Consider the following 22758-nt stretch of genomic DNA (forward strand, 5'->3'; position numbering starts at 1 on the left):
ATGTCGGCGTGGTCGAACTCGAGGTTGTTGAGGATCGCGATCTGCGCGTGGTAGTGGACGAACTTCGAACGCTTGTCGAAGAACGCGGTGTCGTATTCGTCGGCCTCGATGACGAAATCTTCGCTCGTGCCGAGTCGCGCCGACACACCGAAATTTTCCGGCACGCCGCCGACGAGGAAACCGGGTTTGCGGCCGCAGGCATCGAGAACCCACGCGAGCATCGCCGTCGTCGTCGTTTTGCCGTGCGTGCCGGCCACGGCGAACACGCGGTGTTCGCGCAACAGCGCATCGCCGATCCATTGCGGGCCGGATATGTAAGGCAGGCGCGCGTTCAACAGGTATTCGACCGCCGGATTGCCGCGCGACAGCGCATTGCCAACGATGACGAGATCGGGATGCGGCTGCAGATGCTCGGCGCGATAGCCTTGTTTCAACGTGATGCCAAGCGCGGCGAGCTGGTCGCTCATCGGCGGATAGATATTCGCGTCCGAACCTTCGACCTCGTGGCCGAGTTCGCGCGCGAGCGCAGCGACGCCGCCCATGAACGTGCCGGCGATGCCGAGGATATGCAGCTTCACGGACTAGCCACCCTGCGGCCCGGCAATCAGGCTCAGCAGCAGTGACAGCAGCGCGATCCAGCCGAAGATCACCGCGATGCCGCCGGCGAGAGTCAGGTTCAAGCTGTGGCGCAGCACATTCGCGACCGCCGCGAGTTGCCAGATGCCGAGCGCGAGGATCAGCGGGCTCAGCAGCATCTGCGTTGGCGTGACCTGTTCGGGCATGAGGCGGCCCGCCTCGAGCGGAATCTTGCCGAACGCGAGTGCGACCGGAATGTTGATCAGGGTGAAGATCAGGTTGCAGCCGACCAGGCCGCTCGCCGCCTGCACGAAGCGGCTGCCGAGATCGCGCGCGCGCAGGGCCACGCGCAATGCGGCGAGCACGAGCAGCGTTTCGATCAGCGACGACAGGAACGATTCGCCGAGCCCGATCGGCGCCGGAATCGTGCGCGCAACCGCTTGCACGATGATGCAGGCGCCAGCCAGCACGGCGAGCAGTTGCGTCGAATAAGGCAAATCCTGCGGTCCACGGCGCAGCAGCACGAGGTCGCGGAAGATTTCTACAACGGGGGGCATGGAAGCGAACGCAAGCCTAGTCTTGAAGCGGCTTACCAGTGTATCAGCTTGTCTTCGTCCAGCATCCGACTCAGGCCGGAATCAGGCGTGAGTTTCAGCGCGGCAACACCGCCAGGATGCGTTGGAATACTTCCTGTACTTCGCCCACACCATCGACGGTCTTGAGCTTGCCGATCTGGCCGAAGTGATCGGCGACCGGCGCGGTCTGCGCGCGGTAGACCTCGAGGCGCTTGCGCACGACGACGGGGTCGTCGTCGGCGCGATGCTCGGCGGCGAAGCGGATCTCGCAGCGCGCGAGGATGGCGCTGTCGGGCACGTCGAGCTTGATCGCGACATCGAGCGGCTGGCCGATGCGCGCAAGCAGTTCCTCGAGTGCGGCGCACTGGGCAAGGTTGCGCGGATAACCGTCGAGGATAAAGCCGTTTTTCGCGTCGGACTGGCCTATGCGCTCTTCGAGCATGCCGAGCACAATGTCGTCGGAGACGAGCTGGCCCGCGTCCATCACTGCCTTGGCCTTGAGGCCGAGCGGCGTGCCGGCCTTGACGGCGGCGCGCAGCAGGTCGCCGGTGGAGATATGCGGGATGTTCAGTTCGTTCTTGAGCAGGGTGGCCTGGGTGCCCTTGCCCGATCCGTTCGGGCCGAAGAAAACGATGCGCATATCTGATCCAGTGGGGACGCGGCGATGGGTGCAATGCAAACTGCGACAGGCTAACCTAGCGGCGTTGCGTCAACGAGTCAACGAGACCTTGGAACTCCGCGCCTCGCGGAGTTTCCTCCATTCCAGTTTCAGCGAGGATTGCATGAGCAAGAAGCCGGGCAAATCGGGCAAGGGCGCGCTGTTCTACGCGCAGTCAGGCGGGGTAACCGCGGTGATCAACGCCAGCGCCTGCGGCGTGGTCGAAACCTGCCGCAAGCACGGCGTGGCGGTACTCGCCGGCCGCAACGGCATCCTCGGCGCGCTGCGCGAAGAACTGATCGACGTATCGAAGGAAGACCGCCGCGCGATTGCGGCATTACGCCACACCCCGGGCGGCGCGTTCGGCTCGTGCCGGTTCAAGCTCAAGTCGATCGAGGCCGACCGGCCGCGCTACGAGCGGCTGATCGAAGTCTGCCGCGCGCACGACATCCGCTACTTCCTCTACAACGGCGGCAACGACTCGGCCGACACCTCGCTGAAGATTTCCAAGCTCAGCGCCGAGCTCGGCTACGACCTCAAAGTCGTCGGCGTGCCGAAGACGGTCGACAACGATTTGCCGGTGACCGATTCCTGCCCCGGCTTCGGCTCGGTGGCGAAGTACACGGCGGTGTCGATCGCAGAAGCAAGCCTCGACGTCGAATCGATGAGCGAGTCGTCGACCAAGGTCTTCGTCATGGAGGTGATGGGCCGCCACGCGGGCTGGATCGCAGCCGCCGCGGGACTTGCCGCACAGGGCAAGGATGCGCCACCACACGTGATCCTGTTCCCCGAGGTGCCGTTCGAGCAAGACAAGTTCCTCGCGCGCGTCAAAGAGGTTGTCGCCAAGGTCGGCTACTGCTCGGTCATCGTTTCCGAAGGAGTGAAGACGCCGGACGGCCGGTTCCTCACCGACTCGGGCGTGGTCGACGCGTTCGGCCACACCCAGCTCGGCGGCGGCGCGGCGCCGATCATTGCCGGACTCGTCAAGGACAAGCTCGGCTTCAAGATTCACTGGGCAGTGCCGGATTACCTGCAGCGCTCGGCGCGGCATCTGGCTTCGAAGTCCGACGTCGAGCAGGCCTACGCGGTCGGCAAGGCCGCGGTCGAGTACGCGCTCGCCGGCAAGAACGCGGTGATGCCGGTGATCAAGCGCACTTCGTCGACGCCGTTCAAATGGAAGATCGAAGCCGCACCGATCACCAAGATCGCGAACATCGAAAAGAAGCTGCCGGCGAACTACATCAGCAAGGACGGCTTCCACATCACCACGGCCGCGCGCAATTACTTCGAGCCGCTGATCCGCGGTGAGGCGCCACCGCCGTACGATGCGAAGACAGGTCTGCCGAAATACGCACGCCTCAAGCGCGTGCTGGTGAAGAAGAAGCTGCCGAAGTACGAGATCGCCGACAAGTGACGACAGGATGTCGTTATCCCGTGCAGCACAGGGATGGGCGATGACACGGGATCCAGCTCGGAATCCATGATGCTATCTATCCCCGAAAGCGAACTGATCGAAACCTTCGTGCGCGCTTCGGGCCCGGGCGGACAGAACGTCAACAAGGTCGCTTCGGCAGTCGAGTTGCGCTTCGACGTGGCCAATTCGCCATCGCTGTCGGACGCGTTGCGCGCGCGCGTGCTCGCGCGGCGCGACCGCCGCCTGACTGCCGACGGCGTGCTCGTGATCCAGGCCAATCGTTTTCGCGACCAGGCAAAGAACCGCGACGACGCACGCGCACGCCTGGCCGAAATCCTGCAGGCGGCCGCTCATGTGCCGAAAAAGCGCATCGCGACCAAGCCAACGCGCGCGTCGAAGGAACGTCGGCTCGACGCCAAGCGTCAACGCAGCACGCACAAGCAGCAGCGCTCGAAACGCAACTGGAGCGAAGATTGAGCGAGGCAAGCAACGCATCGATTTTTCCGGGCGTGCCGCCGCAGGCGCCGCAGTTTCCGCCGTCCCTGCTCGGCTGGCTGTGTCGCGCGCTGCTGCGCCTGAGCGGCTGGCGCGTCGCCGGCGCGCTTCCGGACGTGCCCAAGCTCGTCATCATCGGCGCGCCGCATTCGTCCAACTGGGACGGCATCTGGGCGCTCGCGTTCAAGGTTGCGTTGCGCTTGGACATCCATTTCATCATCAAGCACGACTACACCAAAGGTGCGCTCGGCCCGCTCGTGCGCGGCCTCGGCGGCATCGGCATCGATCGCAAGGCAGCGCATGACGTGGTGACGCAGATGCGCCAGCAGTTCGCCGCTCGCGACAAGCTCTGGCTCGGCATCACGCCCGAGGGCACGCGCAAAAAAGTGAAAAAGTGGAAAAGTGGATTCTGGCACATCGCGCGCGCGGCGAACGTGCCGGTGCAACTGCTCTACTTCCACTATCCGGACAAGACGATCGGCCTGGGGCCGTTGATCGAGCTTAGCGACGATCTCGACGACGACATGGCACGCATTCGCGAATACTACGTGCCGTTCCAGGGCAGGAATCGCGGCACGGTATGAGCAGACTGCGATCTCAGCGCGGCGGTTCGCCGCGGTAGCGGGCGAGCAATTCGGGTTCTTGACGATGTTGCAGATCGATCAAGGTCTGCCGCGCTGAGCCGCCGATGCGGCGGCGCAAATCCGGCTCGGCGCGCAGGCGCTCGATGATGTCGTGGGCTTCGGCTTCGCTGGAGACGAGAAACCCGTTTTGGCCATGCGCAATCAACTCCGCGCATCCACATTGCTCGGGAAACACGACGACCGGCAGTTCCATAGCCATTGCCTCGAGAATCACCGATCCGCCGGTTTCCACCCATAGTGGATGCTTGCGGTAGACGAAGACGTCGAGCGCCTGGAGAAAATCTCTCGAGTCGAGAGCGCCCGGTTTGATCCATTCCGGCGTTGCGCCCGGATCGCGCGCAAAGGCGGGGGCGATCACTGATCCACCAACGACCTTCACGCGATGGCCGAGGTCGAGCAGCTTGCGGAAGAACGCGGCATCGTTCGGGTGAAATTTCAAGGCGTACGCACGGCCGTGCCGGCCGATGGTCAGGCTGGAAGTGGATTCGGAATGAGGTCGCCGACGCAGGAAATGGGCGAGGTCGACGGGCGAGTATTCGACCGTGCCCGGAAGATCAAGCAAGTCGCGGAACATCTTCGACGGAAACGTGAGCTGTACCGGGGGGTGCGAGGGATTGTCTTCAATTTCCTGCAGGCGCCGCACGACGCTCTGATTTTGGCCGACGAGGTTGTGGCAGATGATGACGCGCTCGAAGCGGTTCTCCTGCAGCCAATTGTCGCAAGGGAAGAAAGTTCCGATCAGCACGAGGGTGCCGTTCACCGGCGCGGACCCAGGCGAGATCACGTGGATATCCGCAGCCTGCGAATGCGCTGGGTGCGGAGACGTCGTCGACCAAAGCGTGGTCGACGCACGTGTCGACAGCAGGCGCTGCAGGTTGAGCGCGCGGCGTTCACTGCCGCCGACGCTTTCCAGATTGCAGACGATGTGGATGGGCGCATCCGGCGCCGGCTGTCGGGCCGATGCTAGCGCGTTGAGGCGTTCGAGCCGGGTGCGGATATCCTGGCTCTCGCTCCGCCAGATCGCCGGCAGATCGATGCGGTAGCGGCATTCCATCAGCAGCTCCTGCGCTTCGGAGTGCTGCGGGTCGAGTTCGTTGGCGCGCTTTGCTGCGGCCAGCGCGGCATCGAGTTCGTGCACATCGAGGAACATTTCGGTCGCGATGATCGCTTCCTGCACGGTGCCGATCTGTTCGGGACGCAATGCGCTCAGCACTTGCCTGCCACGATCGCCCTCGCCGGTTTCGAGAAGGGAAGCCGCGCGTGCGAGGATGTCGCGTTGCAAGAAGCCGAAATCGAAGTTTGCGCGCAGGTTCATGGCGACAGCCGCCCGCCGGCGAGCCGCCGCCGACATGCCGACGGCGAACGCACGGCATCTGCGCTCGGTATTTCTGCGGTGGGTTCTGTGTGGACGGCGGCGGTATAGGACGGCTGCGGCGCAAAGCCAGACGTATGCGCAACGTACGACGTCACGCCGCCGCCGCGTAGCGGCAGCGAGCTAATAGAAAAACTCAAGAATCCCCCTTAAACGATCGCAGCGTTCCTTTGCCGTACGAACGTCTCCTCAGGGCATTATGCGATCAACGTCAACGTTTGTTTTGTGAAGTAACGCACATTTTCTGCACCGCCGAGCGGCGCAGTGATTGATCGTGGGGAGCGGCTCGAGACTTCGTTTCTTCGCGAGCCGCTGATTTTCATGCGGCGATGGCGGTCGGCCGGTGATTGCGCCACGAGTTGAGCAACTCGTCGCGCTTCGCCGCTGCCTTGGCGAAGTTCGCTTCCTTGATGTGACCATAGCCACGAATGATTTCCGGAATCGCGGCGATATCGACGGCGAGCTTGAGGTTGTTGCGGTCGAGTTTCGACAGCAACTCGTCCATCGTAGCGAAGTAGTCGGTGATGAGCTGGCGTTCCATCCTGCGCTCTTCAGTCTTGCCGAACACGTCGAACGTGCCGCCGCGCAGGCCCTTGAACTTCGCAAGCAGCTTGAACGCGCGGAACATCCATGGGCCGAACTCGCGCTTGACCAGATGGCCGTCGGCGTCCTTCTTCGCGAACGTCGGCGGGGCGAGATTGAAGTGGATCTTGTAGTCGCCGTCGAAGACATTCTTGATCTGCTGTTCGAACTCGCCGCTCGTGTACAGGCGCGCGACTTCGTACTCGTCCTTGTAGGCCATGAGCTTGAACGCGTAGCGCGCGACCGCTTCGGTCAGCGCCGTCTGCCCCGGCGCCTTCGCCTGCTCGGCGCTGCGCACCTTGTCGACGAGCGCCTTGTACTTCGCCGCATAGGCCGCGTCCTGATAATCGGTGAGGAAGGCGACGCGGCGCGCGATCTCCTCGTCGAGCGTGCGGCTGATCTTCGTATCGTCCAGCGGTGCGGCGAGCGTGGTCGCCGCTGCGGGCGCTTCGACGCCGTTGGCCGCTTCCTTGACCTTGGCCATGTCGACCGCGGCGAGGCGGCCCCAGTTGAACGCGCTCTTGTTCATCTCGATCGCGGCGCCGTTGAGCTCGATTGCGCGCATCAGTGCGGCCTCGGAAATCGGCACCCAGCCTTTCTGCCAGGCGTAGCCGAGCATGAACAGGTTGCTCGCGATCGAGTCGCCGAGCAGCTTGGTCGCGAGATCGGTCGCGTCGACCAGCTCGGCTTCGTCGCCGTCGAGCGCGGTGCCGACGGCCTTGACGATCTGCAGTGCCGGGAACTGCATGTCGGGTTTGGTCGTGAACGTACCGGGCATCGCTTCGTACGTGTTGAGTACGACGTGCGAGCGCTTGGCGCGGATTTTCGACAGCGCCCAGTAGTCGTTGACCACGACCATGTCGCAGCCGAGGACGAGGTCGGCTTCGCCCGCGGCGATGCGCACGGCGTGGATGTCGGCCGGCGTCTTCGCGATGCGCAGGTGGCAGGTCACCGCACCGCCCTTCTGGGCGAGACCGGTCTGGTCGAGCACCGTCGCGCCTTTCGATTCCAGGTGTGCGGCCATGCCGATCAGCGCGCCGATCGTGACAACGCCAGTGCCGCCGATGCCGGTGACGAGGATGTTCCACGGCTGAGCGAGATCACTCGCGAAGCTCGGCTGCGGCAATGTGGAAAAATCCACTTTTCCGCTACCCGGCTTCCGCTTCTTCAACCCACCGCCGTGGATCGTGACGAAGCTCGGGCAGAAGCCCTTCACACACGAGAAATCCTTGTTGCAGTTCGACTGATCGATCTCGCGCTTGCGTCCGTACTCGGTTTCCTTCGGCAGCACCGAGACGCAGAACGATTTCTCGCCGCAGTCGCCGCAGCCTTCGCAGACCAGCGAGTTGATGAACACGCGCTTCTTCGGGTCCTCGAGCTTGCCGCGCTTGCGCCGGCGGCGCTTCTCGGTTGCGCAGGTCTGGTCGTAGATCAGCACCGACACGCCGGGCACTTCGCGCAGGCGCTTGGACACGGCGTCGAACTCGGCACGGTCGAAGAACTCGACATCGCGCGGGAACAATTCGCGCTTCGACCACTTCTCGATCTCGTCACTCATCACCACGATCGTCTGCACGCCCTCGGCGCGCATCTGGTTGGCGATGCCGGGCACGGTCAACGTGCCGTCGACCGGTTGGCCGCCGGTCATCGCGACCGCGTCGTTGTAGAGAATCTTGTAGGTGATGTTGACCTTGGCCGCGATCGCCTGGCGTATCGCAAGCGAGCCCGAGTGGAAATAGGTGCCGTCGCCTAGGTTCTGGAACACGTGCTGGGTTTCGGTGAACGGCGCCTGGCCGCACCAGGTCGCACCTTCGCCGCCCATCTGGGTGAACGTGTCGGTGCGCCGATCCATCCACGTCACCATGTAGTGGCAACCGATGCCGCCGAGCGCGCGCGAGCCTTCCGGCACCGCGGTCGAGGTGTTGTGCGGGCAGCCCGAGCAATAATGCGCGGCGCGCGGGAAGTTCGCGCGCGGCAGGGTCAGTTCCTGTTCCTTGGCCTCGATCCAGGCGACACGCGCCTTGATCGTATCGTTGGAGAAGAAGCGCGACAGGCGCTTCGCGATCACGAGCGCAATCATCGCCGGCGTCAGCTCCGACGTCGACGGCAGGATCCAGTTGCCCTCTTCGTCGTACTTGCCGACCACGCTCGGCCGCGTCGGCCAGTTGTACATGTATTCCTTCATCTGCGATTCGAGGAAGGAGCGCTTTTCCTCGACGACGATGATGTCTTCGAGGCCGTCGGCGAATTCGCGGATGCCGACCGGTTCGAGCGGCCAGGTCATGCCGACCTTGTACACGCGGATGCCGACGTCGGCGGCCATCTTCTCGTCAATGCCGAGGTATTCGAGCGCCTGCAACACGTCGAGATAGCTCTTGCCCGTGGTGACGATGCCGAGGCGCGCGCGCGGCGCGTCGATGACGGTGCGGTCGATCTTGTTCGCGCGCGCGAACGCGCATGCGGCCTGCACCGCGTACTGATGCAGGCGCATTTCCTGATTGAGAGGCGGATCGGGCCAGCGGATGTTGAGGCCGCCAGCCGGCATGACGAAATCGGTCGGCACGACGATGTCGAGCTGGTGCGGATTGACGTTGACGCTCGCGCTCGACTCGACCGTTTCCGCGATCGTCTTGAAGCCGACCCAGCGCCCGGTGAAGCGACTCATCGCCCAGCCGAGCATGCCCATATCGAGGATGTCCTGCACGCCGGCCGGGTTGAGGATCGGCATCATCGCGCTGACGAATTCGAGTTCCGAACCGTGCGGCAGCGTCGACGAACGGCAAGCGTGATCGTCGGCCGCGAGCGCGAGCACGCCGCCGTTCTTCGACGTACCCGCGGCATTGCCGTGCTTGAACACGTCGCCCGAGCGGTCGACGCCGGGACCCTTGCCGTACCACATTGCGAACACGCCGTCGTACTTCGCGCCGGGGAACAGGTTGGCCTGCTGCGTGCCCCAGACCATCGTCGCGCCAAGGTCCTCGTTGAGGCCGGGCTGGAATTCGATGTTGGAGGCTTTGAGGTGTTTCTTCGCCTTCCACAGTTCGAGGTCGAAGCCGCCGAGCGGCGAGCCGCGATAACCGGAGATGAAACCGGCCGTGTCGAGGCCGGCGGCGCGGTCGCGCATCTGCTGCATCAGTGGCAGGCGCACGAGCGCCTGCACGCCGGAAAGGTAGATGCGCCCTTCCTTGCGCGTGTACTTGTCCTCGAGCGTGTAGCCGAGGTCCAACTGCGTTGCGGGAACAGACATGACAGCCATGCTCGCGTTAGAGTCAATACTCGATTTTAGCATTGGCTCCGCACAGGGCTGTGGGAATGTTGTGCAGGCGCCCGCGGGCGAATGCCGGCCTATTGCGTTTGCGTAACCATTCCGCTAAGCGAATAGGGCGCGAGGTGTTCACCCTGGATCTGCGCGGGATAGTCCGATTCCGGATCGAAGCGCACCGTGGCGACGAGCGCACGCAATTCGGTCGTGCACGCGGTCGCCGCGTTCGCATCCACGCCGACGATGCTGAACTCGAGCACGCCCTTGCGCGCGAGCCGCAGCGCGTGGCAGTCGTGAGCGCTGGTCGCCGCGCCTTCGGGCTGGCGCTCTTCACTCCAGATGATCGTCGAGCCCTCGCGTTCCGGCGCGACGTCGTAGCGCACCAAGGTGCCGCCGCTGCCGGCGAGGCGCGGTGCCGGGCTGTGGGCGTGCGCAATGTCGAGCAGAGCAGCCGGATCTGCCGCGTCACCGGCGACGAGGCCGTCATGCCGCCAGCGCAGGCGTACGATGCGCAGGTTCGGATCGGTGATGGTCCTGTCCACGGCGATCATCCAGCCGATCAGGTGCGCATCGACCTCGCCGCGCAAGGCGGTGTCGGTGTTGCGCGCATCCGTGCCAGCAAGCAGGTGCTGGCCACGCGGAATGTCCAGGCGCATGCCGATCGCCTCGCGCACAAAGCGGCCGCGCAGGAACAGGACATGCGCCGCGAGGTCGTTCAGTTCAGCCGCCGTCGCAGGGCGCGGCGGTGGCTCGGCTTCGCTGGCCTGCGCGGGGACCTTGCCCTGCATTGTTGCCGACCCTGGCAGCGTCTTACCCTGCGCCGCCGCGGATGACCGGACCGGTCGGGTCGCGGAATTGTCCTCGTCGGCCTGGTCGCCGTCTTCCGCGCCCTGGCTCTGCACGGCAGCAAGATGCGGATCGATCAGCGTTGGCGCGATGTGGTAGACGTTCCAGAGGAGGATGGCGGAGACAATGATCTGGGCGAGCAGCGGCCAGCGGATATCGTGGTCCGCGTCGCCCCAGTACTTGTACAACGCGTAGAAAACGTAGAACGGAAGGAACAAGGTCAGCACGCCGTCGAGCGTGTTCGCCCGCCAGACGCGCGCGACGATGAGGATTCCGAGGACGAAGGAAACCAGATAGAGAACCATCAAGCCCTGCATTGTGCGGTCACTCCCCAGCGACGAAGTGGTGCAAGTGTAGACGAGAGCGTGATGCAAAACCGGGTGATTCGCCGCGGATTTTGCCGACGAGCGGGTTTACGTCTGTGCGTCCGGCTTGATCATCGCCTTGAACGGAAACAATTGCTGATTGACGAAACCGTCGGGCATGTAGTCGCCGACCACGCCGTAGCGCTCGGGGAACTTCCTGTCCGACTTCACCGCCGTGCCGAAGAAGTAGTCGATGAAGGAGTAGTGCGCGGCATAGTTCTTGTCGATCGCCTCGTCGTCCTGCGAGTGATGCCAGTGGTGGAAATCGGGTGTCACGATCAGGTACTTGAGCGGGCCCCAGGGCAGGTGCACGTTGGCGTGATTGAACACGGCCTGGAAGCCGACGATGATGATGTAGGCGTTGATCACGCTTTCGGAAAAACCGACCACGAATAGCGGCGCGAGCACGGCGATGCGCGTGGCGATGATCTCGAAGATGTGCTGGCGCGAACCCGCGAGCCAGTCCATCGTCTTCGTCGAGTGGTGCACCGAGTGGAATTTCCACAGCAACGGCACCTCGTGGTAGGCACGATGGGTGAAGTACTCGGCGAGGTCGGCGACGAGGATGCAGAGCAGCAGCTGCGGCAGGAACCAGATCTTCTGCACCGCGAGCTGGAAGTCGTGGTTGACCAGCCAGCCGAAGCCACGGTGAATCACGAAGTTGACCAGCAGCAGCATCAGACCGACGAGGAAATGGTTGACCGCGAAGTGCTTGAGGTCGGTCTGCCATTCACGGCGGAAGATCGGCTGGCCGCGGTAGAGCGGGAACAGCTTCTCGATCACGACGAAGATCAGGGTCGAGCCGAGCAGGTCGAGGATAAACCAGTCGAGGCCGATGTAAGGCGTGTGGTCGGGGAAGTCGCCGACCGGCACGCGCGAGCCGCCGAGCGCCACCGCGGCGATCACGAGCGCGAACGCGACTAGGTTGGGATTGCGCCGCCGGCCGAGGATCAGATTGCCCAGCGACAGGCCGCCGGCGACGAGCAGCCCCGCGAACAGCAACTGGCGCAGCACGTCGACCGAATACTTGTGGCGCAGTTCGGGCGTGGTCAGGTACTCGGGAAAATGGAATGCGAGCACGGCGAGCAGGCTCAGGCTCGCGAGCAGCAGCGCGATCACGGTCGTGATCAGCGCGCGGCCGGTGCGCAGGTCGCCGCTGGCGTGGAGCAGATCGTCGGTATCCTCGACGACATCGCCGACGTGGCGCGCGGTCGGGGCGAACGGCGCGACGAGGATGCGGCGGGAGATTGCACGCTTGGAGCCAGGCGGCAGGGACGATCCGGACATGACGATTCCGTTACCTTGACGAGGTTGCGCGCACTATAGCCGCGGATTCAGGCACTTGCGCAAACGTGCGTCGCCGCTTGAAAAAACCGGCACGTATCCCATGTCGTGGCCAAGGAAAGCAGTCATGCTTACCGTCGCCGCCAGGGGTTTCACCCATTCGCCGTCCGTCGCGCCTGCCGCGACCGTTACCCGGCCAGGTGGATTTTTCGCGCAGCCTCCCGTGTCCGATGCGCCATCTGCATCGCCGTCGGCGTGCGTCCATTTTTTCCACTGCCTGGAGTGGTTCATGCCGCCTATGTAGCGCGTTCGTGCTCGTTGTCCGTGTGTATACCTTTCCACTTTTTCAATCTGTCGAAGGATAGAACGTCATGTCGTGGCTTAATGCGGAATGGAGTCTTGGCAATATCGTCATCGTCGCCGGCGTAATCGTCGTGCTGTTACTGGTGTATTCGTCCATCGTCTACGTGCCGAACAATCGTGTCGGCGTGCTCGAACGCCTCTGGGCCGGCAAGGGCTCGGTGAAACGCGGCCTCGTCGCGCTCGGTGGTGAAGCGGGTTACGTGCCCGAGTTGCTGCGTGGTGGTTTTCATTTCCTGTTCCCGTTCCAGTATCGCGTGCACAAGGTTGATCTCGTGACCGTGCCGCAGGGCGAAATCGGCTATCTGTTCGCGCGCGACGGCAAGCCTCTTGAGGCCGGCCAGTCGCTGGCTGGAAACGCCAACGCCGACGACTTCGAAAGCGTGCGCGATTTCCTCGCCGCCGGCCAGAAAGGCCCGCAGCGCAAGGTGCTGCGCGAGGGCGTCTACGCGATCAACATCGCCCAATTCGTCGTGCTCACGCGTGCGAACACCTATGCGATCGCGCTGGCCAAGTCGGACGCCGACACGATCGAATCGATGCGCGCGCAGATCGAGGCGCGTGGCGGTTTCCATCCGGTCGTGATCGGCGAGCAATCGACGCAGGGATTGCGCGTCACCGATCCGGGCGCGAAGGAAGCGCGCATCGTCAGCGATGTCATCGGCATCGTCACGGTGCACGATGGCCCCGGCCTGCCGGCGGGTGAGTTGATCGCGCCTGCAGTCGGCGCGGACCGCAGCGCGGCGGCGACCTATCACAACAACTTCCAGGACGCCGACCGCTTCCTCGCTGCCGGCGGTTTCCGCGGCCGTCAGTACCAGGTGCTCGTCGACGGCACCTATTACGTCAACCGTCTGTTCGCGAGCGTGGAGTTTATCGAGAAGACGCTGGTACCGATGGGCATGGTTGGCGTGGTTGTGTCGTTCACCGGCAAGCGCGGCGCCGATCGTTCCGGTTCGGAATACCAGCACGGCGAACTCGTCGGCGAAGGCGAGCGTGGCGTCTGGGAAGCACCGATGCTGCCGGGCAAGTATCCGTTCAATCGCTTCGCCGGCGCGATCGCGAAGGTGCCGACGACGAACTTCATCCTCAAATGGGAGTCGGGCCAATCGGGTTCGGATTTCGACCGCAACCTCAAGGAGATCTCGCTGATCACCAAGGACGCGTTCGAGCCAACCTTGCCGCTGTCGGTTGTCGTGCATATCGACTACAAGAAGGCAGCGAAGGTGATCCAGCGTTTCGGCGACGTGCAGAAGCTCGTCGAGCAGACGCTCGACCCGATGGTCTCCGCCTACTTCAAGAACACGGCGCAGACCAAGACGCTGATCGAGCTGCTGCAGCAGCGTGCCGACATCCAGGGCCAGGCGCTCGCCGACATGAAGGACAAGTTCGCCGCCTACAACCTCGAACTGCAGGAAGTGCTGATCGGCACGCCGAAGTCACCGGCCGGCAACAGCCAGATCGAGAACATCCTCGCCCAGTTGCGCGATCGTCAGGTCGCGCGCGAGCAGATCGAGACCTATGCGCAGCAGGAAGCGGCGGCGGTGAAGGAGCGCAGCCTGCGCGAGGCGGCCGCGGTCGCCGCGCAGCAGAAGGGCCTGACCGAGTCGCGCATCGCGATCGAGGTCGCCGAGAACAAGGGTCTGGCCGAGGTGAAGACGCAGACGCGCCAGGGCGAAGCCGACGCGGCGAAGATCCGCAACATCGCCATGGCCGACGCCGAACGCATCAAGGCGATCGGCGCGGCGAACGCGAACCGCATCGAACTCGAAGGCGAAGCGACCGCCCGTGCGGCGCATAAGCAGGTCGAGGCCTACGGCGGCCCCGAGATCCGTCTCGCCCAGGAAATCTCCGCGCAGATCACCAAGGCGATCGCCGACGGCAAGTTGCCGGTCGTGCCGCAGATTCTCGTCGGCGGCAATGGAAGCGGGAGCAGCAACGCCATAGAGGCGATCACCGCGATGATCCTCGCTGCGGGCCAGCAGTTTCGTCAGCCGAAGTCGACGACGGTGCAGTAAGCGAGTGGAGGCAGCCGGCGTGTTGCGCCGGCTGCCCTTCTAGCGGCGGCGCTTACGCGTGTCGCCGATGCAGATTGGGAAGGAACGCGGTCAGCAGACCGATCGCCGGCAGCCAAGCGCAGATCTGGTAGACGTACTCGATGCCCTTGTGGTCGGCGATTTCGCCGAGCACCGCGGCGGCGATGCCACCCATGCCAAAGGCGAAGCCGAAGAACATGCCGGCGATCATGCCGACGTTGCCGGGCAACAACTCGGTCGCATAGACGAGGATCGCCGAGAATGCGCTCGAGAGGATTAGGCCGATGATCACGGTAAGCACCGCGGTCCAGAACAGGTCCGCGTGCGGCAGCAGCAGCGAGAACGGCAGTACGCCGAGGATCGACACCCAGATCACCCACTTGCGCCCGACTTTGTCGCCGATCGGCCCGCCGACCAGCGTGCCGAGTGCGACCGCGCCGAGGAAGTAGAACAGGTGGATCTGCGCGCTCTGCGTCGAGACGTGGAATTTCTCGATCAGGTAGAACGTGTAGTAGTTCGACAGGCTGATCAGGTAGAAGTACTTGGAGAAGATCAACGCGAGCAGCACGCCGACGGCAATGACGACCTGACGTTTCGGTAGCGTGGCTGCCGTGGTCGCGATCTTGGCCGCTTTCGGCTTCGCACGCGGCGCATACCAGAGGCCGACACGAGTCAGCAGCAAGATGCCGACGAGCGCGAGCACCGACACCCACGCCAGCGCGCCTTGTCCGTGCGGCAAAATCACGAACGCGGCGAGCAACGGGCCCAGTGCCGATCCGGCATTGCCGCCGACCTGGAAGAACGACTGGGCGAAACCGTGGCGCCCACCCGAGGCAAGGCGCGCGATGCGCGAGGATTCGGGATGGAAGATCGACGAGCCCGTGCCGACCAGCGCCGCGGCAAGCAGCAGCATCGGAAACGATCCGGCCTGCGAAAGCAGCAGCAGGCCGCAGAGGGTGAAGCTCATGCCGAACGGCAGCGAATACGGCAGCGGTCGGCGGTCGGTGTACGCGCCGACCAGCGGCTGCAGCAGCGAAGCGGTGAGCTGGTAGGTAAAGGTGAGCAGGCCGATCTGGCCGAAGTCGAGCGCGTAATTGCTCTTCAGGATCGGATAGATCGACGGCAGCAGCGACTGGATCAGGTCGTTGAGGAAATGCGAGGAACTCACCGCGGCGAGCACGCCGAGCGCCGTGCCGGTTGCGACCGGCGTCGCGGGCGAAGTGTCGTCGGAGATGACGGCAGAGTTGGCGGCCACGGTTCTTGCCTTGGACTAAAGAATTTGACGCATGCAGGTTAGAATCGCCGGCACTCGCCCGCCGCCGCAGGCAGGTCAACGATTTACGAGGTTGGGCCACCGATGCGCAACGCCAACGTCGACGACTACGAAGCGATACCGCGACCGATCATCTCGGTCGGCAACGACTACGCGCCCGGCGTCGCGCGCGGTTCGCACCAGCATCGGCGCAACCAGCTGCTCTATGGCGCGACCGGGCTGATGATCGTGACCACGCCGCAGGGCCGCTGGGTGGTGCCGCCGCAGCGCGCGCTGTGGATCCCGGCGGGCGTCTATCACGATGTCTACGCGGTCGGCCCGGTCACCACGCGCAGCATCTTCCTCGAACCGACAGTCAGCAAGAAGCTGCCGCGCGAATGCCGCGTGCTCGGCATCACGCCGCTCGCGCGCGCGTTGTTGCTCGAAGCGGTCGACCTGCCGGCAAAGTACGACGTGCATGCGCGCGCCGGGCTGATCATGCGCCTGTTGATCGCCGAGATCGAAACGCTGCCGACGCTGCCGCTCAACATCAGCTTGCCGACCGCGCCGAAACTCGCCGCGCGCTGCCGTGCCTTCCTCGACAAGCCGACGCCGCACGAGACGATCGACGACTGGTGCGCGGCGCTGGCCATGTCGCGGCGCTCGTTCACGCGCCTGTTCCGCGAGCAGACCGGGACGAGCTTCGCTGCCTGGTGCCGTCAGGCCTGCGTCGTCGCCGCGCTGCCGCGCCTCGCCGCGGGCGATTCGATCACGACGATCGCGCTTGATTTCGGTTATGCGAACCCGTCCGCATTCACACAGATGTTCCGCAGCCAGACCGGCCTCGCGCCGAGCGCGTATGCCGGCACTTCCGCGCCGCATTGAGCGTTGCGAGGCCAAGACCAAGGACAATTGCGGTCCGGCACTCGTCGTCGGTGGTCGCACCTTGTCGCAGGCCGGCTGCGGTGGCGACATCTATGCCAGCGACAACTGGGATCCCGACCTGTACTTCGCCAAGCGCGATCGCGAATGGAAGGCCACGGTCACCGTCGGCGCGGTCGAGGAGCAGGGCAAGCCGATCGGCCAGCTCGCGCAGCCGAACGCGACCACCGCGCCGGCGGCGGCGGATCAGCCACAGAAACAGCATTGACCGCAGCGATCGCGTGATGCGGGAGGTCCGCGCACACGGACCTTCCGGCCCCGCGCGCGAAGCCGCGGGTTATACTCCAATCTTCGCTTCCTTCGATCGCTACGCCATGTCGTCCACGCTACGTGTACTCCTGCTCGCTGCCATTTTTGCGCTTGCGGTCGCAGCCTGCGGCAACAAGGGCCCGCTCGTGCTGCCCGACAAACCGCAGGAGCAGCAGGACAAGGACAAGAAGAAGGACCAGCCCGCGAACACCGCGCAGCCGGCGCAGAAGACATCGGCGGACGGCGCGGCAACCCAGCACTGAAGCCGCCAGGCCGGCGATGAGTCTGCATTTCACCAAGATGCACGGCATCGGCAACGACTTCGTCGTGCTCGACTGCCGCACGCAACCGTTCGCGCTCGAGCCGACGCAGATCGCGCGCATCGCCGACCGGCACACGGGCGTCGGCTTCGATCAGTTGCTGACGATCGAGCCGGCGCGCGATCCGTCCTGCCTGTTCTACTACGGCATCTACAACGCCGACGGCTCGATGAGCGGGCAATGCGGCAACGGCGTGCGTTGCGTCGCCGCGTGGCTGCGCCGCGCGGGCGTGCTCGGCACAGGCACGGTGCGGCTCGAAAGTCCGTCGGGGCCAGTCAGCGTCGAACTGCTGGCCGATGGCCGCGTGCGCGTCGACATGGGCGAACCGCGCTTTCTTCCCGAGCAAATTCCGTTGACCTTGCCCGCGACCGATCCGTATGCGCTGGGTGTCGGCGGTGAGCGCATCGAATTCGGCGCCGTGTCGATGGGCAATCCGCATGCCGTGGTCGAGGTCGCCGATGTCGCCGCCGCGCCGCTGGCACGGGTCGGTGCGGCATTGTCCACAAATGCGCATTTTCCACAAAGCTGCAACGTTGGCGTCGTCCAGGTCGTCGATCGCGCGCAGGTGCGTCTGCGCGTGCGCGAGCGCGGCGTCGGCGAAACATTGGCCTGCGGCACCGGCGCCTGCGCCGCGGTCGCAGTGTTGCGCCGGCGCGCACAAGTCGATGCCACCGTCGCGGTCGATCTGCCGGGCGGCAGACTCGAAATCCGCTGGGACGGTCCGGGCCATGCGTTGTGGATGACCGGACCGGCTGCTTTCGTTTTTGAGGGAAACTGGAATGAATGACACCACGATCAAGGATGCGGTCACGCCGGCCGAAGTGGCGAGCTATCTGCGCCGCCATCCGGCCTTCCTGCACGACTATCCCGACCTCGCCCTGACCCTGCTGCCACCGCGCGAGGAGGGCAAGACGACCTCGCTCGCGAGTTATCAGCTCGACGTGCTGCGCGACAAAAACCGCGAACTCGGCCGGCGCCTGACCGAACTGGTCAACATCGCCAACGAGAACGAGCAGCTCGTCCAGCGCGTGCACGCGCTCAATCTCTCGCTGATGCGCGAAGCGACGCTGGCCGGCAGCGTGCGTCGCGTCGTCGCCGGCCTGCGTGAAGACCTCAGCACGGAGTTCGTGCGCCTGGTGCTGTTGCGTGCCGATCCCGAACTGCCGGCCGCCGACTGGTTGATCGTGCAGCCGCAGGGCGTGCCGGCGCTGCCCGAATTCGCCGAATTCTTCAGGAACGGCGAAGCGCTCTGCGGCCGCCTGCAGCCCGAGAAGCTCGACTTCCTGTTCGGCAAACACGCCGGTGATGTGCACTCGTCCGCGCTGCTTGCGCTCGGCGAGCGCGATGCGCCGCTTGGCCTGCTCGCGATCGGCAGCACCGACGCCAACCGTTTCCATCCGGGCATGGGCACGATGTTCCTCAAGCTGATCGGTGAAACCGTGGCGGCCGCGATCGCGAGATTTCCGGCGCGCGGATGAGTGAAACATTGTCAGCGACGGTCGAGCGGTTCCTCGATCACCTGAAGGTCGAGAAGGACTATTCGCCGCAGACGCTGATCCGCTATCGCCATGACCTTACCCGGCTGGTCGAATACGCCGGCGCGCGCAACATCGCCGAGTGGAACGCGCTGCGCAGTGACGCTGTGCGCAGTTTCATCGCTGGCGAGCACCGCGCGGGCATCGCGCCGAGGACGTTGCAGGCGCGCCTGTCCGCTTGCCGCAGCCTGTTCAAGTTCCTGTTGCGCGGCGGTGAGTTGAAGCACGACCCTGCCGCCGGCGTGCGCGCACCGAAGGCGCCGCGCAAGCTGCCGCAGGTGCTCGACGTCGACGAGATGGGCAGACTCGTCGAGATTCCGACCGACGGCGCCGAGGCCAAGCGCGACCGCGCGATCCTCGAACTGCTCTATTCGAGCGGCTTGCGCATCTCCGAGCTGACCGGACTGAAATGGCGCGACCTCGATCTCGCCGACGCGAGCGTGCGCGTCACCGGCAAGGGCCGCAAGACGCGCATCGTGCCGGTCGGCGCGAAGGCGCTTGAGGCGCTGCGCGTGCTGCGCGATCTCGAACAGGTTACAAGCGAAGACGAGCCCGTGTTTCGCGGCCGCAACGGCGCGGCTATCGGCGCGGCCACCGTGCGCACGCGCATGAAGGCGTGGGCCAAGGCGCAGGGCATCGAGCGCCGCGTCTATCCGCACCTGCTGCGCCATTCATTCGCCAGCCACCTGCTCGAGTCCTCCGGCGACCTGCGCGCGGTGCAGGAACTGCTCGGCCACGCCGACATCGCGACGACGCAGATCTATACGCATCTGGATTTCCAGCACCTCGCCAAGGTGTACGATGCGGCGCATCCGCGCGCGCGACGAAGAAAGAACGAGCGATAAGCGATCTGCCGACGCCTCCGACCACCTCGAGATCAAGGCGACGATCGGACGCCAGCTGCGAACACGTCCTCGCCTTTCCACCAGCGCTCCTCCGCGGAGGGATCGGTCAGGGCGAGCAATACGCTGGCGACCATTTCGCGAGCTTCGCTGGGCAGCTTAAGGCGCGCATAGGCTTTTTGCGTGCCGGTCATCACCGCTTCGGCTTTGTAGGACATCTCCGGATCGCTTGGCACGGTCTCGCCCATCTGCTTGCATCGCTCGACATCGAGCGAATCCATTTTGCGACAAACGAGCGGGCGCAACTCGTAGATCGAGCACGCACCGTCAAGTAAAAATGGGCAAAATTTGCGTTGCCGCTTGTCGGTTATCCCGCGATGCGCTTCGACATGTTCCGAGAGCTTGGCGACGAGCGATTCCCGGTCCGATCGCTCGCCCAGCTTGCGCGCGATTCGAAACGATTCCTGGGGCAAGGCCTGAACTTCCAGACGGCAGCAGATGGCGCAGCCTTTTTTACAGTCGAAGCGTACCCCGCGATCTTCGACTTGTTTCCTTACCCGATCGATCTCTTTCTGCGCGCTTTGCGCCAAGCGCACGGCAAAGATGCGATTGCGATTTTCACGCAGTAGACGCGCGGTATCTTTCTCGACCTTCGCCTGCAGTTCGAGCACTTCTGTTTGCAGTTTTCCCACGGCGGCTCCCGATGATTCGATGAAGTCTGCGCCGGCCATCGCGGATTCGCAATCAGCCTCGATTCGGGCGATGGCTGGTTCGACCCGTTACAAACGATGTTGGGCGAGCGCGGCTTTCGTCGCGGCCAGCATGTCGTCCGCATCGGCCGAGGCGGCCACATGCACGCGTTCGAATCCGGCCGCGCGCGCGGCCTGCGCAAGACGCAGGCTGCTGGCGATGCATTCGCCTGCGGCGAGGCGCGCGAACAGCTGCCGTGGCAGGCCGCATTCGAGATGAGCCAGGACTTCGGCGCTCGACAGCAGCGTCAGCAGCGGCGTCGCCGCGTTCTCGAGCGCGGCGAAGTGGCGTCGCGTCCAGCGCGGCGCAGTGCGCCGGTACACATGGATGTTCTGCAAGATCGCGCCGCGTGCTCGCAGTGTCGTCGGCAGCAGCTCGCGTCCGCCCGGCGCTCCGATCAGCACGACGCGTCGATCGCGCAGGCGCGCGAGGTGCGGCAGCGCGAGCAGGCCATCGCTGTCCTGCCGCGCATCCGGCCATAGCGTGCCGCGCACGCCGTGCCGTGCCAGCGCCAGCGCAGTCACGCGCCCGACCGCACAGGCTTGCGTCGCACGCTCGAAGCGCAGCGTGGGCAGCAGAGTGACTGCGTAACGCACGGCGTTGGGGCTGACGAAGATTGCGATATCGGCATGTTTCGTCTCGCGTAGCGCAGCGCGTGCCCGAACCGGGTCTTCGACGCCGCTCACGCCGACGCCGGGCAACGCGAGTGCCGTGCCGCCGAGTGTCGCGATGCGACGCTTGAGCGCGACGGCCGAAAGCGAGGGCCGTGTCACGACCACGCTTGCGCCCGCCAGCGGCAGCGGTGGGGAGATGTCCTGTGTCGATCGTCGCCCGGCCATGCGCGCTACTTTAGCAAGTGTGCTTGATCACGGCTGCCCGCCTGCGCACACTGTGCGCCCTTTCCGCCCGCCGTTCGACATGAAGCCCGTTCCCGATCTCGCCTTCGCGCATGCGCATCTCGACTCCCTGCTCGACAGGATTCCGCTGACCCAGACGATGCAGATCGCGCTGCGCGACTACGACGGCGAAGCGCTGGCGCTGGCCGCCCCGCTCGCGCCGAACGTCAACGACAAGGGCTGCGCGTTCGGCGGCAGTCTCGCCAGCGTGGCCACGCTCGCCGGCTGGGGTCTGCTCGCGCTGAAGCTGAAGTCGCTGCAGATCGACTGCGAAATCTACGTGCAGGACTCGACGATCCGCTATCTCGCGCCGGTATGGGGCGAACTCGTCGCGCGGGCGACGCTGGCCGAAGGCGAATCGTGGGACGAATTTCTTGCCGCCCTGGCGACTCGCGGCCGCAGCCGCCTGCGCGTGGATTGCCGCGTGCCGCTCGACGACGGCAAGGATGCTTGCACGCTGGCGGCGCGCTTCGTCGCGATCCGCAGCGCGGTTTGATCGCGCTCGCGGATTCCGCCCTCGGCGGCATATAGAATGAACGCAGCCTTCCATCGGATGCCCGCCATGCCGCGTATCGTTGCCGTGATGTTCGCGCTCTGCCTCCTCGTCGGTTGCGCGGCGCAGAAATCGAAGGGCGACCTGCTCGACGCGACGCTGGAAAGCTATGCCTCGACGATACGCTGGGGCAATTTCGAGGATGCCGCGGCGTTCGTCGATCCGGAAACGCTCAAGGCGCACCCGTTGACCTCCATCGATCTGGAGCGCTATCGCCAGATGCGCATCAGCGGCTACAACGCGCAGCCGGCGCGCCCGGCCGGCGACAACGAAGTCGCGCTGGTGGCCGAGATCGTGCTGACCAACAACAACACGCAAAGCGTGCGCAGCGTGCTCGACCGTCAGCGTTGGCGCTACGACGAAAAGGCCAAGCGCTGGTGGCTGGTCAGCGGCTTACCCGACATCACCCAGCATTGATTTTTGCCTTGAGGGCGCGCTCTGACGGATAATCCGCGCCCGCAAGTCCTCCCGGCGCCGGCCGCGCCCGCCATCCATGTCCGACATCCTTCACCGCCTGCCGGAGTTCCTCGGCAATCACCTCGTCCTCGCGATGCTGCTCGCGGGCGTGCTCGTCGCCCTGATCGGCAACGAATTCTCGCGCCTGTTCCGCGGCTACCGCGAATTGACGCCGGCCGCGCTCACGCAGTTGATCAACCGCGAAAGCCCGCTGCTCGTCGATCTGTCGCCCGCGGCTGATTTCGACAAGGCGCACATCCCTGGCGCGCGCAACGTGCAGGTGAGCCAGTTCGATCCCGAGAACAAGGACCTGGCGCCGGTCAAGGAGCGCCCGGTGGCGGTGTACTGCCGTACCGGTACCGCCTCGGCCCAGGCCGCGGCACGGTTGGTCAAGGCCGGTTTCAAGCAGGTGTTCTGGCTCGGCGGCGGCCTTGCTGCATGGCGCGAGGCCAACCTGCCGGTCGCCAAGGGGCGCTGATTCCGACCGCGGGTGC

Annotated in this window: 24 protein-coding genes; 13 read left to right on the top strand and 11 right to left on the bottom strand. The window is 64.8% G+C overall.

Going from position 1 to position 22758, the window contains the following annotated elements:
- The 3 genes from VF497_RS10525 to VF497_RS10535 form a co-directional block, all read right to left on the bottom strand.
- Positions 1-578, bottom strand: a 578-nt coding sequence (locus VF497_RS10525; protein ID WP_330888420.1) for a Mur ligase domain-containing protein, incomplete at its 3' end; no start/stop codon positions are given.
- Between the two features lie 3 nt (positions 579-581).
- A complete protein-coding gene (locus tag VF497_RS10530) occupies positions 582-1133 on the bottom strand; it encodes a hypothetical protein (RefSeq protein WP_330888422.1) in 552 nt (183 codons plus the stop codon).
- 94 nt (positions 1134-1227) lie between these two features.
- The gene (locus tag VF497_RS10535) at positions 1228-1791 is read right to left on the bottom strand and encodes an adenylate kinase (RefSeq protein ID WP_330888424.1); all 564 of its coding nucleotides are present in this window, start codon (positions 1789-1791) and stop codon (positions 1228-1230) included.
- Positions 1792-1933: 142 nt separating this feature from the next.
- Between VF497_RS10535 and VF497_RS10540 the strand changes: the two genes are divergently transcribed.
- From VF497_RS10540 to VF497_RS10550, 3 genes are all read left to right on the top strand, one after another.
- Positions 1934-3223 carry a 6-phosphofructokinase gene (locus VF497_RS10540; protein ID WP_330888426.1) on the top strand — a complete coding sequence of 430 codons (1290 nt, stop codon included), beginning with the start codon at positions 1934-1936 and terminating at the stop codon, positions 3221-3223.
- 69 nt (positions 3224-3292) lie between these two features.
- The gene (arfB, locus tag VF497_RS10545) at positions 3293-3700 is read left to right on the top strand and encodes an alternative ribosome rescue aminoacyl-tRNA hydrolase ArfB (RefSeq protein WP_330888503.1); all 408 of its coding nucleotides are present in this window, start codon (positions 3293-3295) and stop codon (positions 3698-3700) included.
- Positions 3697-4302: a lysophospholipid acyltransferase family protein gene (locus VF497_RS10550; RefSeq protein ID WP_330888428.1), complete on the top strand. Its 606-nt coding sequence runs from the start codon at positions 3697-3699 to the stop codon at positions 4300-4302. The genes arfB and VF497_RS10550 overlap by 4 nt, the downstream gene beginning before the upstream one ends.
- A gap of 13 nt (positions 4303-4315) precedes the next feature.
- Here the strand turns inward: VF497_RS10550 and VF497_RS10555 are convergent, their stop codons facing one another.
- The 5 genes from VF497_RS10555 to VF497_RS10575 form a co-directional block, all read right to left on the bottom strand.
- Positions 4316-5677, bottom strand: a complete 1362-nt coding sequence (locus VF497_RS10555) for a glycosyltransferase (RefSeq protein WP_330888430.1) — start codon at positions 5675-5677, stop codon at positions 4316-4318.
- Between the two features lie 376 nt (positions 5678-6053).
- Positions 6054-9563, bottom strand: coding sequence for an indolepyruvate ferredoxin oxidoreductase family protein (locus VF497_RS10560; protein ID WP_330888432.1), 3510 nt, complete (start codon positions 9561-9563; stop codon positions 6054-6056).
- 98 nt (positions 9564-9661) lie between these two features.
- Entirely contained in the window at positions 9662-10741 is a 1080-nt protein-coding gene (locus VF497_RS10565) for a hypothetical protein (RefSeq protein ID WP_330888434.1), read from the bottom strand.
- A gap of 96 nt (positions 10742-10837) precedes the next feature.
- Positions 10838-12076 (bottom strand): sterol desaturase family protein, encoded by a 1239-nt coding sequence (locus VF497_RS10570; RefSeq protein ID WP_330888436.1) that lies wholly within the window; start codon positions 12074-12076, stop codon positions 10838-10840.
- A gap of 33 nt (positions 12077-12109) precedes the next feature.
- Positions 12110-12364 (bottom strand): hypothetical protein, encoded by a 255-nt coding sequence (locus VF497_RS10575; RefSeq protein WP_330888438.1) that lies wholly within the window; start codon positions 12362-12364, stop codon positions 12110-12112.
- A gap of 80 nt (positions 12365-12444) precedes the next feature.
- Here VF497_RS10575 and VF497_RS10580 point away from each other — a divergent pair, with 80 nt between their 5' ends.
- Entirely contained in the window at positions 12445-14451 is a 2007-nt protein-coding gene (locus tag VF497_RS10580) for an SPFH domain-containing protein (protein WP_330888440.1), read from the top strand.
- Between the two features lie 52 nt (positions 14452-14503).
- On the opposite strand, the gene VF497_RS10585 is transcribed toward VF497_RS10580, so the two are convergent.
- Complete coding sequence (locus tag VF497_RS10585) at positions 14504-15724, bottom strand: MFS transporter (RefSeq protein WP_414706881.1); 1221 nt, start codon at positions 15722-15724, stop codon at positions 14504-14506.
- Positions 15725-15826: 102 nt separating this feature from the next.
- Here VF497_RS10585 and VF497_RS10590 point away from each other — a divergent pair, with 102 nt between their 5' ends.
- From VF497_RS10590 to xerC, 6 genes are all read left to right on the top strand, one after another.
- Complete coding sequence (locus tag VF497_RS10590) at positions 15827-16606, top strand: helix-turn-helix transcriptional regulator (protein ID WP_330888441.1); 780 nt, start codon at positions 15827-15829, stop codon at positions 16604-16606.
- Positions 16581-16871 (top strand): hypothetical protein, encoded by a 291-nt coding sequence (locus VF497_RS10595; RefSeq protein WP_330888442.1) that lies wholly within the window; start codon positions 16581-16583, stop codon positions 16869-16871. Before VF497_RS10590 ends, VF497_RS10595 begins: the two co-directional genes overlap by 26 nt.
- A 106-nt stretch (positions 16872-16977) precedes the next feature.
- On the top strand, positions 16978-17175 hold the full coding sequence (gene lptM, locus VF497_RS10600; protein WP_330888443.1) for an LPS translocon maturation chaperone LptM: 198 nt from the start codon (positions 16978-16980) through the stop codon (positions 17173-17175).
- A gap of 16 nt (positions 17176-17191) precedes the next feature.
- The gene (gene dapF, locus VF497_RS10605; RefSeq protein WP_330888445.1) at positions 17192-18019 is read left to right on the top strand and encodes a diaminopimelate epimerase; all 828 of its coding nucleotides are present in this window, start codon (positions 17192-17194) and stop codon (positions 18017-18019) included.
- A complete protein-coding gene (locus VF497_RS10610; RefSeq protein WP_330888447.1) occupies positions 18012-18710 on the top strand; it encodes a DUF484 family protein in 699 nt (232 codons plus the stop codon). The genes dapF and VF497_RS10610 overlap by 8 nt, the downstream gene beginning before the upstream one ends.
- Positions 18707-19612, top strand: a complete 906-nt coding sequence (gene xerC, locus VF497_RS10615; protein ID WP_330888449.1) for a tyrosine recombinase XerC — start codon at positions 18707-18709, stop codon at positions 19610-19612. The genes VF497_RS10610 and xerC overlap by 4 nt, the downstream gene beginning before the upstream one ends.
- 32 nt (positions 19613-19644) lie before the next feature.
- On the opposite strand, the gene VF497_RS10620 is transcribed toward xerC, so the two are convergent.
- The gene (locus VF497_RS10620) at positions 19645-20340 is read right to left on the bottom strand and encodes a YkgJ family cysteine cluster protein (protein WP_330888452.1); all 696 of its coding nucleotides are present in this window, start codon (positions 20338-20340) and stop codon (positions 19645-19647) included.
- Between the two features lie 48 nt (positions 20341-20388).
- Positions 20389-21198: a uroporphyrinogen-III synthase gene (locus VF497_RS10625; RefSeq protein WP_330888454.1), complete on the bottom strand. Its 810-nt coding sequence runs from the start codon at positions 21196-21198 to the stop codon at positions 20389-20391.
- Positions 21199-21277: 79 nt separating this feature from the next.
- On the opposite strand from VF497_RS10625, the gene VF497_RS10630 reads away from it, so the two are divergent.
- The 3 genes from VF497_RS10630 to VF497_RS10640 all read left to right on the top strand — a co-directional run bounded on the left by VF497_RS10630 (position 21278) and on the right by VF497_RS10640 (position 22742).
- A complete protein-coding gene (locus tag VF497_RS10630) occupies positions 21278-21751 on the top strand; it encodes a YiiD C-terminal domain-containing protein (RefSeq protein ID WP_330888457.1) in 474 nt (157 codons plus the stop codon).
- A gap of 66 nt (positions 21752-21817) precedes the next feature.
- Positions 21818-22225 (top strand): hypothetical protein, encoded by a 408-nt coding sequence (locus VF497_RS10635; protein ID WP_330888459.1) that lies wholly within the window; start codon positions 21818-21820, stop codon positions 22223-22225.
- Between the two features lie 76 nt (positions 22226-22301).
- Positions 22302-22742, top strand: a complete 441-nt coding sequence (locus VF497_RS10640) for a rhodanese-like domain-containing protein (RefSeq protein ID WP_330888461.1) — start codon at positions 22302-22304, stop codon at positions 22740-22742.
- Positions 22743-22758: the final 16 nt, after the last annotated feature.

It is taken from the genome of Rudaea sp., from assembly GCF_036383415.1.
Classification (GTDB): domain Bacteria; phylum Pseudomonadota; class Gammaproteobacteria; order Xanthomonadales; family Rhodanobacteraceae; genus Rudaea.

Coding starts and splice junctions, on each gene's coding strand:
- xerC (WP_330888449.1), top strand. CDS start 18,707: ATGAGTGAAACATTGTCAGCGACGGTCGAGCGGTTCCTCGATCACCTG.
- VF497_RS10620 (WP_330888452.1), bottom strand. CDS start 20,340: ATGGCCGGCGCAGACTTCATCGAATCATCGGGAGCCGCCGTGGGAAAA.
- VF497_RS10595 (WP_330888442.1), top strand. CDS start 16,581: ATGCCGGCACTTCCGCGCCGCATTGAGCGTTGCGAGGCCAAGACCAAG.
- dapF (WP_330888445.1), top strand. CDS start 17,192: ATGAGTCTGCATTTCACCAAGATGCACGGCATCGGCAACGACTTCGTC.
- lptM (WP_330888443.1), top strand. CDS start 16,978: ATGTCGTCCACGCTACGTGTACTCCTGCTCGCTGCCATTTTTGCGCTT.
- VF497_RS10575 (WP_330888438.1), bottom strand. CDS start 12,364: ATGAACCACTCCAGGCAGTGGAAAAAATGGACGCACGCCGACGGCGAT.
- VF497_RS10565 (WP_330888434.1), bottom strand. CDS start 10,741: ATGCAGGGCTTGATGGTTCTCTATCTGGTTTCCTTCGTCCTCGGAATC.
- VF497_RS10530 (WP_330888422.1), bottom strand. CDS start 1,133: ATGCCCCCCGTTGTAGAAATCTTCCGCGACCTCGTGCTGCTGCGCCGT.
- VF497_RS10630 (WP_330888457.1), top strand. CDS start 21,278: ATGAAGCCCGTTCCCGATCTCGCCTTCGCGCATGCGCATCTCGACTCC.
- VF497_RS10555 (WP_330888430.1), bottom strand. CDS start 5,677: ATGAACCTGCGCGCAAACTTCGATTTCGGCTTCTTGCAACGCGACATC.
- VF497_RS10535 (WP_330888424.1), bottom strand. CDS start 1,791: ATGCGCATCGTTTTCTTCGGCCCGAACGGATCGGGCAAGGGCACCCAG.
- VF497_RS10580 (WP_330888440.1), top strand. CDS start 12,445: ATGTCGTGGCTTAATGCGGAATGGAGTCTTGGCAATATCGTCATCGTC.
- VF497_RS10610 (WP_330888447.1), top strand. CDS start 18,012: ATGAATGACACCACGATCAAGGATGCGGTCACGCCGGCCGAAGTGGCG.
- VF497_RS10560 (WP_330888432.1), bottom strand. CDS start 9,563: ATGTCTGTTCCCGCAACGCAGTTGGACCTCGGCTACACGCTCGAGGAC.
- arfB (WP_330888503.1), top strand. CDS start 3,293: ATGCTATCTATCCCCGAAAGCGAACTGATCGAAACCTTCGTGCGCGCT.
- VF497_RS10640 (WP_330888461.1), top strand. CDS start 22,302: ATGTCCGACATCCTTCACCGCCTGCCGGAGTTCCTCGGCAATCACCTC.
- VF497_RS10590 (WP_330888441.1), top strand. CDS start 15,827: ATGCGCAACGCCAACGTCGACGACTACGAAGCGATACCGCGACCGATC.
- VF497_RS10625 (WP_330888454.1), bottom strand. CDS start 21,198: ATGGCCGGGCGACGATCGACACAGGACATCTCCCCACCGCTGCCGCTG.
- VF497_RS10570 (WP_330888436.1), bottom strand. CDS start 12,076: ATGTCCGGATCGTCCCTGCCGCCTGGCTCCAAGCGTGCAATCTCCCGC.
- VF497_RS10635 (WP_330888459.1), top strand. CDS start 21,818: ATGCCGCGTATCGTTGCCGTGATGTTCGCGCTCTGCCTCCTCGTCGGT.
- VF497_RS10540 (WP_330888426.1), top strand. CDS start 1,934: ATGAGCAAGAAGCCGGGCAAATCGGGCAAGGGCGCGCTGTTCTACGCG.